Origin of the sequence: [Clostridium] innocuum (genome assembly GCA_012317185.1) — a bacterium.
In the GTDB taxonomy this organism is placed as follows: domain Bacteria; phylum Bacillota_I; class Bacilli_A; order Erysipelotrichales; family Erysipelotrichaceae; genus Clostridium_AQ; species Clostridium_AQ innocuum.
The window spans coordinates 3567981-3581073 of the sequence record CP048838.1; the positions used below are offsets into that span (position 1 = coordinate 3567981).

The 13093-nt window shown below is 41.1% G+C and carries 18 protein-coding genes and 1 pseudogene; 4 read left to right on the plus strand and 15 right to left on the minus strand.

Annotated features, from left to right (window positions below; translation table 11 throughout):
• Positions 1–308: 308 nt before the first annotated feature.
• The 11 genes from G4D54_17420 to G4D54_17470 all read right to left on the minus strand — a co-directional run bounded on the left by G4D54_17420 (position 309) and on the right by G4D54_17470 (position 8155).
• Complete coding sequence (locus G4D54_17420) at positions 309–1298, minus strand: hypothetical protein (GenBank protein ID QJA04093.1); 990 nt, start codon at positions 1296–1298, stop codon at positions 309–311.
• Between the two features lie 19 nt (positions 1299–1317).
• Entirely contained in the window at positions 1318–1503 is a 186-nt protein-coding gene (locus tag G4D54_17425) for a helix-turn-helix domain-containing protein (protein ID QJA04094.1), read from the minus strand.
• Between the two features lie 560 nt (positions 1504–2063).
• A complete protein-coding gene (locus tag G4D54_17430) occupies positions 2064–2717 on the minus strand; it encodes a flavodoxin (protein ID QJA04095.1) in 654 nt (217 codons plus the stop codon).
• 17 nt (positions 2718–2734) lie between these two features.
• Complete coding sequence (locus tag G4D54_17435) at positions 2735–3268, minus strand: flavodoxin family protein (protein ID QJA04096.1); 534 nt, start codon at positions 3266–3268, stop codon at positions 2735–2737.
• A gap of 16 nt (positions 3269–3284) precedes the next feature.
• On the minus strand, positions 3285–3641 hold the full coding sequence (locus tag G4D54_17440) for a hypothetical protein (GenBank protein QJA04097.1): 357 nt from the start codon (positions 3639–3641) through the stop codon (positions 3285–3287).
• A 16-nt stretch (positions 3642–3657) separates the two neighbouring features.
• Positions 3658–4533, minus strand: coding sequence for an aldo/keto reductase (locus G4D54_17445; protein QJA04098.1), 876 nt, complete (start codon positions 4531–4533; stop codon positions 3658–3660).
• The gene (locus tag G4D54_17450; GenBank protein QJA04099.1) at positions 4521–5717 is read right to left on the minus strand and encodes an MFS transporter; all 1197 of its coding nucleotides are present in this window, start codon (positions 5715–5717) and stop codon (positions 4521–4523) included. The genes G4D54_17445 and G4D54_17450 overlap by 13 nt, the downstream gene beginning before the upstream one ends.
• 6 nt (positions 5718–5723) lie before the next feature.
• The gene (locus G4D54_17455) at positions 5724–6275 is read right to left on the minus strand and encodes a hypothetical protein (protein QJA04100.1); all 552 of its coding nucleotides are present in this window, start codon (positions 6273–6275) and stop codon (positions 5724–5726) included.
• A 16-nt stretch (positions 6276–6291) separates the two neighbouring features.
• The gene (locus G4D54_17460) at positions 6292–7233 is read right to left on the minus strand and encodes an alpha/beta hydrolase (GenBank protein QJA04101.1); all 942 of its coding nucleotides are present in this window, start codon (positions 7231–7233) and stop codon (positions 6292–6294) included.
• A gap of 34 nt (positions 7234–7267) precedes the next feature.
• Positions 7268–7792, minus strand: a complete 525-nt coding sequence (locus tag G4D54_17465) for a flavodoxin family protein (protein ID QJA04102.1) — start codon at positions 7790–7792, stop codon at positions 7268–7270.
• 12 nt (positions 7793–7804) lie between these two features.
• Positions 7805–8155 carry a hypothetical protein gene (locus G4D54_17470; GenBank protein QJA04103.1) on the minus strand — a complete coding sequence of 117 codons (351 nt, stop codon included), beginning with the start codon at positions 8153–8155 and terminating at the stop codon, positions 7805–7807.
• A 146-nt stretch (positions 8156–8301) separates the two neighbouring features.
• Between G4D54_17470 and G4D54_17475 the strand changes: the two genes are divergently transcribed.
• From G4D54_17475 to G4D54_17490, 4 genes are all read left to right on the plus strand, one after another.
• Complete coding sequence (locus G4D54_17475) at positions 8302–9198, plus strand: LysR family transcriptional regulator (protein ID QJA04104.1); 897 nt, start codon at positions 8302–8304, stop codon at positions 9196–9198.
• Between the two features lie 317 nt (positions 9199–9515).
• Complete coding sequence (locus G4D54_17480; GenBank protein ID QJA04105.1) at positions 9516–9908, plus strand: hypothetical protein; 393 nt, start codon at positions 9516–9518, stop codon at positions 9906–9908.
• A 104-nt stretch (positions 9909–10012) separates the two neighbouring features.
• A complete protein-coding gene (locus G4D54_17485) occupies positions 10013–10285 on the plus strand; it encodes a hypothetical protein (protein ID QJA05232.1) in 273 nt (90 codons plus the stop codon).
• Entirely contained in the window at positions 10272–10679 is a 408-nt protein-coding gene (locus G4D54_17490) for a hypothetical protein (protein ID QJA04106.1), read from the plus strand. The genes G4D54_17485 and G4D54_17490 overlap by 14 nt, the downstream gene beginning before the upstream one ends.
• 116 nt (positions 10680–10795) lie before the next feature.
• Here the strand turns inward: G4D54_17490 and G4D54_17495 are convergent.
• The 4 genes and pseudogenes from G4D54_17495 to G4D54_17510 all read right to left on the minus strand — a co-directional run bounded on the left by G4D54_17495 (position 10796) and on the right by G4D54_17510 (position 12609).
• Positions 10796–11454: pseudogene (locus G4D54_17495) on the minus strand (hypothetical protein).
• Between the two features lie 37 nt (positions 11455–11491).
• A complete protein-coding gene (locus G4D54_17500) occupies positions 11492–11689 on the minus strand; it encodes a hypothetical protein (protein QJA04107.1) in 198 nt (65 codons plus the stop codon).
• 59 nt (positions 11690–11748) lie between these two features.
• A complete protein-coding gene (locus tag G4D54_17505) occupies positions 11749–12177 on the minus strand; it encodes a hypothetical protein (GenBank protein ID QJA04108.1) in 429 nt (142 codons plus the stop codon).
• A 15-nt stretch (positions 12178–12192) separates the two neighbouring features.
• The gene (locus tag G4D54_17510; GenBank protein QJA04109.1) at positions 12193–12609 is read right to left on the minus strand and encodes a hypothetical protein; all 417 of its coding nucleotides are present in this window, start codon (positions 12607–12609) and stop codon (positions 12193–12195) included.
• Between the last annotated feature and the right edge of the window lie 484 nt (positions 12610–13093).

Sequence of the window (13093 nt, forward strand, 5' to 3'; positions counted from 1 at the left end):
TGGGACATCCTTCTGCAGAAGACCCTGAGTGATCTACAACAGCGTACTTAAAGGTTTCTCATAGTTTTTCATACTCAATTGACACTACTTCTGAATCATCATAATGGTAGTCTCCCTCGGAGATTTCCATTTCTCCGGAACGGTGTACCCTTCGGAGTTCGCAGCACAGAGAGTCCTTGTTGTCGTTTTCGATACTTCCCGGCAACCGTCAAAAAATTGTCATCAAATCTCTCTGCTACATATTCTGTAAATGAACAATTACTTGCCATAAACAGCCCCTCCCGACAACTATTTTTCTACAGCATTAGTTATTCTGCCGCAGTATTTATTGCATCAACTTTTTCCATATATTCCTGCCTAAGTTCACTTAGTGTTTTTCCACTTTTTTTATCGACCGAAAAAGCATATGTTTCTACAGAAGACCAACCAAAAACCCTTTTTAGCCACTGCTGAATTGACATTATGCCTTCCTTTGCTTTTACTTGTCCATTTTCCTGAAGAACTGCTTCATCTATTCTTCCTTTCGCTGTAATGATATCTCCTGGTTCGACCAATTTCCACTCGATCAGCGAATCAATTTTCGGAAGTGACCTTCTTGAAATGTCTTTCTTACGATCCTTTTGTAAGCTGCCTTTCTTCGTAACATTCACATAAAAGTCCTCACAGTCAACAACAGGAAGAATTTTTTTTATATCAAGAAGAACATCGTCATTCAATTTGTATGCGCAGATCTGATAACAACTAATGTCCACCTGATTACTATTAAGCCATGCCACTGCGGATAGTGTCTGGTCATCAAACTCTGATGCCACCAAAATAATCCTTTGACGAGTATTAAATGCAGTAATATTATTTAACTCCACAAAATCAGATAGAAGTCTCTTTGCTATTTCAGAAGAATTAAGAGCCGTTTGCTGCCTGAATTCCTCTATATGTTTCTCCACATATGGCGCAAAAATATTCTGTATGAGTTCATCCGTAGATCTTATTGTGGCGTAGCCTGCAGCATACCGAATCGCTTGGAATTCAAAAGCCTCCTTACGTCCGACAATATCCGCTTTATCACGCTTGATTTCAATAAGAACAATATCACCTTCATTGTCAATCGCTGTAAGGTCACTTCGACCATTACTTTCATTTTTGACTTGCTGCCCAATAATCAACATAGATTCTTCGTCATCGCAAAGCATATCTACATTTTGACGGAGAATTTCCTCTATGTCGCTTTCTTTCATATGAAGGTCAGCAAATGTGGTAGTTTCTATTTTAGATGGTTGTTTGTTTTTTATTATATACACATCATCTACCTCCATTGGTTTAATCGCAATGCGCGTTTTTCTGAATTCTTCTTGGATCATCTAGCTTATTTGTACCTTGCGGTATCAACCAAGTTTTGCCTTTAAGTATAGCACCATTCACTCTTCCTTCGTTACAAAGTGCAGATACGCGCCTTCTTGAAACTTTCCATATTTTTGATATTTCTGCAGTAGTTAAAAAATTCATGAACTCCCTCCATTTTTAACCATAACCCTTTTATTATTATATTCCCATATAGGAATAGTTTCAACAGGTTATACACAATAATGCTATCCACTCACCTCACTTTCATAACAATTCTATCTCCACAACCCTACCCGTTTTCATCCTGTCAACTCAACCCTACGGATAAAATCCGTAGATATGTTCCCTAAAAGAAAAATCCGTGATTTGATTCCCGGTATGCACCCGAACTCAAATCACGGAAATCCCTTTATTTCAAGCCTTTTCTACACTCTATTTTTCAACCCTTGACATCAATACGACACACTCAACGTGGCTCGACAGGATAGGAAGAATGTCAAGTCGCAACGTCCGTTTTGGGGAATTGGTCAATCGAATTTTACGTTAAGGGGAATTGGTCGAGAGTCATTTTCGGGTATTTTTATGTACTCTGCGTTCAAGAGAACATATCCACTTCTTCAAATCACTTTTTTATAATCTTACCATAACTCATGGGATTCTACAATCAGAGCCACAGGTCAAAAACAGCACCCAAGACTTTTTATGTCATGAGTGCTGTTTGCTTATAACTTTAAGGAATCAATCCATTCCTGTATCTCGTCCGTATCGCTACTACCTGAAAGGCGCTTTCCTTCAAGCCAGTTGGCGTTCGGTGATAATGCCTTCAGATTTTCTGTGCTTGTGGCGATTCCGCTGCCTCCGGAGGTGCAGAAATTTGCCAGCACCTTGCCCGAAAAATCATAGCTCTCCATAAATGTATTCATAATTCGTGGTTCCATTCCCCACCAGATAGGATGCCCGATCAGCACAACTTCATACTGATCCATATTCTCAATGCTGCCGGAAATAGACGGTCTTGCATTTTTGTCCTGCTGTTCACGATTGGCACGGCAGTTATCATCATTATAATTAAGGTCGTCCTCACTATAGGGTTCTGCAGGAATGATTTCAAAGTAATCTGCTCCCGTAACTTCAACTATTTTCTCTGCCACAGCTTTTGTATTCCCGGTTGCAGAGAAACATACGACAAGAATTTTTGTATCATTTTTCGTCTGCTCGGAAGCTGTATTTGATTCTTCTGCTTCATTGAAACTCGATGCAGAAGGTTGATTCGTATCGTTATCGGCTGTTGACGAGCTTTCCGTACCATTTGCTGCACAAGCAGCAAGTGACAAAATAAGAATCACAGTTATAAACAGTCCCATTATCTTTTTCATAAAATCTTTTCCTCCTATTACACAGACTTGCCAAACTGATATGCTTTTTGCATATGTACGGACTCCTTTGTCGTTTCCGGTGTACCACAACCCGTACCGAGTACTATTCCGCAATTTTCAAAATTCATATAGCGGCATAGCTTTTCATAATAGCTTGCGCAATATGGCATAACATCCTCATTGTCATCCCAGGCGGCAGTAATGAGAACCGCTTTCAGATGTTTCCCTGACAATTTCATTGTGTAGCTGTAAAATCGGTCAATCACCATTTTAAGCTGTGAACTGACACCAAAGTAATAGATCGGTGTTGCAAAGACCACCATATCCGATGAAAGCAGGGTATCTCTAATCGTTTGATTGTCGTCCTTATGAACACACTCTCCGTTCATACCACAATGCCCACATCCCAAGCACGGATGCATATCCATATGTGCAGCGTCCAAAACTGTGACGTTGTGTCCTGCTTCCTTTGCACCTCGCATAAATTCCTTTGCCAGCGTATTGGAAGAACCACTTTTATGCGGGCTTCCCTGTAAAACTGCTATCTTCATTTTCAAAACCTCCTGCTTATTCATCTTTCAAAATAAGGGTTGCCATTATATTTCCCTTACCGAGTACCTTTTTCAGTTCCTTCTCCGTAAGATTCACCACTTTTCCAAGCCTGGTGAACTTCCAAGTGTTAGGCGCATAATAAATCACCAGCAGATTTCCCTCGGAGAGAATAACATCTCCCGCCTTTGTGGTAATCTGCTTATCGTTGCGCGGCAGCCTTGTACCAAGATTACCAAACTTCTCCATATGGGCGTAATCCTTCATGGGAATTGTAATGGACCCCTGACGAAGTAATTCTTTCATTGCATCGACGGAACTGTTCTGTTCCAGTTTGATTTGGATGGCTGTTCCATTCACTTCCATAATCATCATTGCTCATATCCTCCGTTTACAGGCTGGTCAGCACCGGGTTATTCAGATAGTCATACAGTCTGTCGATTTCACTTGGCTTTGAGCAGTCCAGCATAGACGGCATATTTTGATTCAGTTCTTCAATTTGCTTCATATCATCACTATCCAGTTCAAAATCCCAGACCGCCATGTTTTCTTCCATACGGTTTTTGTGAACCGATTTTGGAATGATAACGACACCCTGCTGAATATCCCAGCGCAGAATAATCTGCGGTACGGTTTTCCCGTGTTTTTCTGCGATTCTTTGCAGCACAGGTTCTGTAAACATTCCTTTTAAGCCTTCCGCAAATGGCGCCCACCCTTCAGGCTGTATCTCAAACTTCTTCATAATCGCAAGTTCTTCCGTTCTTTGATAATGCGGATGCCGTTCAATCTGATTTACCATAGGTCTGATTCTTGCGTTATAGCAAAGATCCATCAGCCTTGCCCCGTCAAAGTTACAGACACCGATGGCACGGATTTTTCCCGCTTCATACAAATCCTCCATTGCCCGCCAGGCGCCATAGTAATCGCCAAGAGGCATATGGATCAGATACAAATCCAGATAATCCAGTCCCAGCTTATTCAATGATTCATAGAAAGCCTGTATGGTCTTGCCATATCCCATCTGCTGAATATAGGCTTTTGTGGTGATAAACAGTTCTTCACGCTTTACCATGCCTGCGGCGATGGCTTTCTTTACTGCACTTCCTAACGCTTCTTCATTTTTGTAAGAGCTTGCTGTATCCAGCAGGCGATAGCCCGCTTCAATGGCATCCAGGATAACCTGTTCGCACTGCGTATCCGGCACCTGAAATACACCAAACCCTTCCATCGGCATTTCAATCCCATTGCTTAATTTTACATTTTCCATTCTAAGTTCTTACCTCCTTCATTCGCTGTGATTATTGATTTTTCCATTCCCATTTTCAAAAGTATTGCAACAAAACCGACTGCAACAAATATGAATGTTCCCATCAGTGCATAGCGTGTATCCATCGCCGTAATAAATAACCCACAAATAAATGTTCCAAATGTGGTACCGAGATTCGCTGAGGTCAGATACAGCCCGTTGGAAAACTCCGGTGCTTCCGGTCCTGCTTGGGTAATCAGATACTGGTTCACATTGGAATTGATTCCTGCCAATGCTCCGATAACTACGATGCAAATTGCTGTGGCAGCCGTCAGTCTTCCCGTCAGAAACAACCCGATATATGCCGCTGCCAAAACAAAGGGCAGGACAAATGTTGACAGCTTTGCATTCACTGTGAGAATCTTTCCTGCAATCATATTACCAACAATATTCGCTATTCCATAGAACATCAAAAACAGACTGATGGTAGATGCATTGATTTTTGTAATCGTGCCAAAAAAGTCGGAAATATAACTGTAAAAGCCGAATATCGCACCGTTTAAAAACACGACAATAACAATGGACAAAAGCATGGCCGGCTTTTTCAGCACACCAAGCTGCTTCCCATAGGGTACCGTTCCCATTGTAGGCAGAGAAGGGATAAAAAAGATGGTCAAGACAAATGCAGTCACGTTCACTGCCGCAAAAAACAGCATGGCAACTGTAAAAGAGGAGTTCGCCGCAATCAGATTGGTAACGGGTACACCAAGCACCATTCCCGCTGATACGCCGATAAATACCTTTGCTACGGCCTTTGCCGATTCTTCCGGCTTCACTGCTTTTCCTGCTTCCGTTAATGCCATTGACACATACGCCGGATGAAATGCAGCCGGTACGATACGCGCAAGCATCAGTACCGTAAAATTCGGCGCAACTGCCGAAATAATATTTGTAATGATGAAAATTCCGCCTGAAACCAGCATCAGCGTTTTCCGGTTCATTTTAGAGCAAATTAGCGGCATAGTCGGTCCTGCTACGGCTACCACAAGTGCAAAAGCACTGACCAGCCAGCCTGCTGTGGCTATGTTTACCTGAAATTGCTCTGCAATCATCGGCAGGATTCCTACGATCCCCATTTCCGTATTAAGAATTCCAAAAACGCCGAATGTAAGTATTAAAATCATTCTACTGCTTTTCTTATCCATTTCCGCTTATTCTCCCGTATATATTGAAACCGTAATCGTACCGCTGAGCTTTTCAATATTCTCCTTACCGGAAACAACCTCTCCAAGTCCATACAGACTGCCGTTTGGATTGCAGTAATCATAAAACATTACCACGTCTCCCCAAGGAGAATAGTAGGACAATGTTCCTGCCTCACCGCTGCTTAAAGGCGTATCTGAGGTATCAAGCTTCTGCGGCGGATAAAAGGTCATTTCATTGTTACTGAAAGGTTCCACCTCCATCGTTAAGGGCAACTGCTCATAAAGAGTCTTTGCCGCATTGCTGTTATTCAGTTCATATATGATTTCATTGTCTGCTGATTTTACTGAGATTTTCATCGTTTCTTCCTCCTCGATATTATTGGATTCACTTTCTGTCAGATTTTCTACTTCCTGACTTTGTGTTTCGTCCTCTTTATTTCGCGCTTGTTCTGCTGTGCTGCTTTCATCGGCTATGCTTTGTGTGGATGCAGGGCTTTGACACCCTGTTACACACCACATCAAAACAGCAAAAATCAGCAATATGGTCATTTTTCTCATACGCATATCCTCACGCTTATTTCAGGTTTTTACGCAGAAAACTTTCAATTTTATCAAACGGGATTCTGTCCGTTCTGTCATACAGGTCGATATGCTCCGCATCCTCTACAATATAGAGTTCTTTCGGCTCGGCAGCTCTCTCATACACCTGTTCGCTAAAGAAGCGTGACGCTGCTCTGTCGCCTACGATCATCAGGATCGGACGAGGAGAGATTTCGTCTACATGGTCAAGCAATGAATAATTCATAAACGACAAATCGCTTGTTGTGGTGAACCCCGCCTGTGCATTTGGATGATGTCCTCTCTTGACACCATAAAAACGATAAAATTCATCGGATACAGGATCAAGACCTTCGGGGACCTTATCCACAGGCTCTTCGGGAAATGACGGAATCCACTCCGGACAGCCGTTCTTTGCATCAATCCAGCGCTGAGCAGACAGTCTTTCTTTGTTTTTCTGAAGCGTTTCTTTGTCTGTACCCAGTCTGGAAGCCGCACTCATATCATACATACTTGCTGTGATAACCGCTCTGATTCTGGTATCCACCTGTGCCGCTGACAAAGAGAATCCACCGCTGCCGCAGATTCCGATTGCAGCAATCTTATCTCTGTCTACAAAAGGAAAAAGTCCAAGATAATCTACGCCTGCGCTGATGTTCTCGCTGAACAAATCGGGTGAGGACACATGGCGGGGTTCTCCGGCACTTTCTCCCATATAACAGGGATCAAAGGTCAGCACAACAAAGCCTCTCTGTGCCAGCTCGTTTGCGTATACACAGGGACCCTGTTCTTTCACGCCGCCGTAAGGCGCGCCCACAACAACAGCCGTATACTTTTTGCTTTTATCCATATCCTTCGGAGTATACAAATCTCCTGCAAGGGTAATTCCGTAGCGGTTGTTGTAACGAATGTGTTTTCTTTCAACCTCATCACTCAATCTGCAAATGTAATGACTCATTTTTTATCATCCTTTCATTTTACTGTTATATTTTTTATGCAGTCAGACTGCGTCCAAACTGATATAATTCGTCCAGTTTTTCTGCTGATTTGTTCTGCTCGCCATAAGCTGTGAACACACCGAGATCTTGAAGCTTCATATACTCAATAAACCCATAGTGGTATGAATAAACCGCTCCATCGTAAACATCATCTGCGCCTGAGCTTAAAATAAGCGCCGCCTTTTTCAGATTTTTAGGAATCCCGATGTTATAGGTTCTGGTAATGGCACATTGAAGCTGACCGGAGATATGCAGATAATAAACCGGAGATGCCAGTACAATCATATCCGCCTGCTCAAAGTGCGGATAAATCTTCTGCATATCATCCTCCTGTATACAGTTTCCGTTTCCTTTGGTGTGGCAGTATTCGCAGCCCAAACATCCTGCAATCTTCATATGACAAACCGAAAAAACATCAATCTGATTTCCGGCATCTTTCGCTCCCCGTATAAATGCATCCACCATAGCCGCCGTATTCCCCTTCGGACGGGGGCTGCCGTTTAAAACAAGTATTTTCACAAAAACACCTCCTTAATCCGCTGCTGTAACAGTAATCTCAATAGCTTTTGGCAAACCCTTAAGATCGTTTACATCTTCCAGTCGCCCAATAATCATCAAATCCTCATAAGCCTTAGATCCTTCCTCTCCGGCATACAGCAGCGCAAACCATCCACCCGCCAGATTAATATCGCCGTTTTTCCATCCTGCCTGACGCTCATTTGGATCACTTTTTCCTTCCTTGGCAGTACAGCAATAATCAATACCGGAATCGTAACCCGCTGTGTGAAATGGCAGGCGTGTTTCAAAATCCTTTGCCGCAACGGTGTCGTTTAATACCGCCGGGATTTTCCTGTCTCCAATATGTAAGATAATATCTTTCATGGTTTACTCCATCCTTTCTATTTGAAGTGTACTGTAACCGCCAATCAATTACAAACAGTTGTTAATAATGCTTTATCATCGTTGACAGGAATAGTTATGTTGCGTATAATTAAAAGAAGTGAAAACATCGGGAGGAACCTTTGTATATGATTGAAACAAGATTGTTCCATTATTTTCTTGCCATTGCAAGAGAACAAAATATAACAAAAGCTGCTGAATCTCTGTATATCACACAGTCCACACTCTCTAAACAGATGATGGATTTGGAACAGCAGCTGGGGAAACAGCTTTTTATTCGCGGAAAACGGAAAATTACCCTGACGGAAGAAGGTATTTTTTTGCGCAACCGGGCGCAGGAGATTATGGCACTTATTGAAAATACGGAGTCTGCTCTTCAAACAGATTCCACACACCTATGCGGGGATATCACCATTGGCTGCGGTGAAACCATTGTGATGGATTATATTGCCGAAATGTTATTTGCATTTCATACACAGTATCCGGAAGTTAAATTCCATACTCACAGTGGGGATGCTGACACTGTTTTGGAAAGATTGGATATGGGATTAGCGGATATGGGATTGCTGCTCGGTCCAATTCGACAAGAAAGGTACGACTATCTCAACATACACAGGAAAGATATATTCGGTCTTTTAATGCCTGAAAACTGCATATTGGCTGAGCAGGAATTTATCAATATTGACCAGCTAAAAACACTGCCCCTGATTTTGGCAGAGCAAACTTTTTCCGGTCATCAGGACTTAGACTGGTTCGGAACAGATGAATCTGTGTTAAATGTAGTTGCAACCTACAATTTAATTCATAACGCTACTTACTTAGTAGAACGAGGTATCGGTTACGCACTCTGCCTTGATCAATTAGTAAATACTACAGGAAGAAATTTAGCCTTTCGTCCTATCACCCCGGAACTGTCTGTTGATTTATATATCGTAACAAAGAAATACCAGGCATTCTCTCCTGCAGCAAAAGCTTTTCTGAATTTGGTAAAGCAAACCATTTCACACCAAATCAATCAAATGTAAGCAAAATATCTGTACAAGCAAAGTAACAAGCACCCTGCAATGCTGCAAGGTGCTATAAATATGTTCCTCAATTTTATAAAACTGTGACTTGACAATCATTCCTTTTAGAGTTTATATAGCGATGGCGGGGTTTCTCCGACAATAAAAAACGTCATGGCAGACTGATGTGTTCCAGCACACCAGTCCTGCACTAAGGTGAATCGACCACCCAGCACAACCGCAAAAGCGGCACCACGACAAGGCTATTATATCGCATTTGTCACAGCTGCACAATAAGCAAAATAACAGCGTGTGCATGGGAAAGAGGATACTATCCTTTGCATACGCTTTTGAAGATACGGGCAATACCCGACCCTATAATGAAAGGTCGGGATGACATGAACATTTTTCAAAACAAGGACAGCTTCTTTGGGTGTCCGGACTGTGAACTAACCGAAGACTCTCTGCTGTCAATTTTTAGACTGGCAAGGCAGATCCGTCTGCGGTTCGGCAAACAAGGGTATTTGCTGGAACACTACCTCTCCCTGATTTTTGAGGGGTTGAGCGAGTGTGAACTTACCTTTGAAACCGCTGATGAAGGATTCCGGACAGGGGGCGATTTACAAGGACTGCTGTTTCACGTACTGGATGGTACAGAGAGCCAGCCACAAAGCCCACACCCTCTTTATCCACGTATGAAGGAGATTTTGCTCAGTATGCTGATAAGTTGATTTTTCAGGAATGCTACACCAATCTCTCCATACTGGTATTTCATTTGGCAGACGAAGTTATGAAATCATCCACGCTAAAATTCATAAAGGAGCAGAAAAACAACATGGGCGGAGTGGTGGATATTGTCCGGCTCCAGAAAGTCTATGAACAAATTTTTCATGTGGCTGGTGAAGCCATGATGGAGGAATTAAATGAACGATCAAACAGCGGTTCATTATTGCACCTGCCACTGTCCTATTTGCTCAAGGATTCACAGATGAACTGCTCTATAAACTTACTTATCGTGACATTGAAACCAGCAGGCAGATGTTCCAGCTTCTTCTGGATATCATACCATCAGATATGGAAGAGGTATAAGGCTCATGGAAAAATATGAACCTTTAACTCTGGAGCAAATCAATATCCTTCTGAAATGCTATTACTTAAAGAGATACACAAAAGTTGCCATGACCGAAAACATAAGCGCTGACAAAGTAAAGCGGATAAAAGAGAATGCCTTCCGGTCAATCCGTCTGGCATACAGCAAGTCGTATATGCAGGGCAAAAGATTTGATGGAAAGGCCGTTCTGCAGCATATGGCAGAACGCTGCGGCATAACAGATGAGGAGTTAACCGCAATATTTGATGACTATATAGCAGAGGGTCTGGCTTCTGAGAACAAGCGATATTGGGAAAGGATAAAGAAAAAGGGAAATATCCCTACAGCGGCAGAACTTCTTGATTTCATTTACGATAAATTTGAGGTGGATATTGAAGGCTTTATTGGATAATTGAAAAGCATCCTAATGGGGATATTCTGTCTAATAGCAAGTTTTAATGCGCCATAACATTATCTGGGAGCAGCACCTTTTATGGATGCTGCTCCGTTTAAAATACACATATCTGATTATCGCTCCACCTCCAGGCTGATACCTGCCTTGAATTCTACTACAAACTTTTCTTCGTAAACCGTGACCTTTTCAATCATCTTTCTGACCAGTGCCTCATCGTAACTTTCAATATCTGCATCTTGGTTTTTTAAGAAATCCACCATCTCGGTAATCCGCTGTTTTAATCCATCCCGTTCGGCATTTTCCACCAAAGCATTCTGCTTCATTTCCCGGAGGCGATCTATTTCATCTGCAATCTCCGTATAATCTGCATTGCTGTTGGCAAGTTTTAGCAGTTCCTCCAGCCTGCCGTCCACATTATCAGTAGGCTGTTCTGCTTCAGAAAGTACTGCATCGATATTCTGCTGCAGCTGTTCAAGCACAGCATCCCGGCTATGGTAAGCAGTGTTGATTGCCTGCATGACCGCAGCCTGCAATTCTGTTTCCTGCACCGTTGGCACATCGCAGCACTGTGGACCATGTTCCACCCGGCTGACGCATCGCCAGACGATGGAGTACTTGCCACGGTTGTTCCATGCAATCCTGCGGTAAATATCACCGCACTTCGGCAGTAGACGATACTGGAAAGTGCATACTTGCTGCTGTACACCCGTTTCTTCCGAATGGCTCCGCTGTGGAGATTGGCTCGTCTGACCATTTCTTTCTGTACCTGCATATAAAAGTCACGGGGAATGATGGCTTCGTGGCTGTTTTCAACATAATACTAATATTCCTGCTGTTTTGATGCTTTCTACCATCTTCTGCATTCTAATCTCACTATAACGTTTGAAACCATGTCCCGGATAAGGCTTTAATTGAGAAATTTTTATTTCATTCAGTTCTGTATCTGATATGATCGGACTACCATCATCTCCAAAGATACTGTCAAGATCTCGCGGGCGTCTTATCATTTTACATAACCTCCTGTATAACTTCTAAGGCAAGTTTTTCAAATGCAATGGATGCCTTATCAAATAGCAATAATACTTTTTGTAATAGTGTCAATCAATTCAATCAATTCTACAATTTCTTTCTGTTCATCATTCGAAAACAAATAACCATATTTTTGGAAATGTGAATACATAATTTTCATATTCATCTCTGCTGCTTCATAGGCTTCTAAAAGCCCATTTTCTTGAAAATTTTTTTGAGAAGGCAAATTTATAATAATATGACCTAAAAGCTTTTCCTCTGGCAATACATTAAGTAATTCGGTATAAGCCTCTCTCAATCCTTTATATCGTTCTTGATTTACAGTGAATTTTTGTTTGCTTTTTTCAAGTTCTACTAAGCGTTTATTATTCTTAAATGCAATAAATAAAGAAAAGATACCTGTAACTAAGGATGCTATTACACCTGTCGAAAGCAATTCTAATATAATAGTAATGTTGTTATCCATTTTGCTCTCCTATTCTCATAATAACTTCCCTAAAATATATCCTAATATGGTACTAAGCAAACAAAAGAATAAGTTCCATAAAAATGTTTTAGGGAATGCCTTTTTTTCTTGCTTATTCAATGTGTTTTCCAAAAGTTTATTCAATGCTTCAACTTGTTCTTGATTCATAGAAGTTATTTGTTGACTTATTTCTGCTTCCTGTTTCATCTGCTCAAACAGCTTTTTTTGCTTTTCCATTTCAAGTAGTGCATTTTCAATAATTTCTTTAGAATTCTGCAAGTTCTTGCTAACATAATCAATGTTTTCGCTTATTACATTATCTTCTGATGTCTTTAATTTCTCTTTATTTAAGCTTGCTTTTATAGCTTTTAAGTCTACTCCTAAAAACGACGAAATAACTGATATAAGTACTTCCAATATTGCTGTGTTCATTTTATCCCTCCACGATATGTAGCTCATCAGTTTGCTAAACTTGTTTTATTTCTTTAAAATCTTATAACATTGGCTATTTTAGGGTTTGGGTTGTAGAGCATCCGCCCAATAACATAAAACAAGCACATAATAATATCCATCTTCTCATCTTACTCACTCCTTCCATTTTTCATTAGTTGATAAATATCATTTTGGATTTTTTTAATATAATTGCAGTAAATTCTTAACATGGCATCTACCTCTTTGGTTGGCATGTCAATAGGTTTTCTATTCATTCCTGTTATTGTTAGGAAAGCCTGTATTGAATCATAAAGAATATCTAATTTGATTTGTACATCCTCTAGCGTATGTATGTACCTCCTTATCAGCAACATACACTATCATACAAGTCTGCACATATCCATAAGAATTGGTATTTCTTTTTATACTATAATTCTATACTATTTTACGTCTTTTCGTATACTCTCTAGAATCTCTTTTTTTC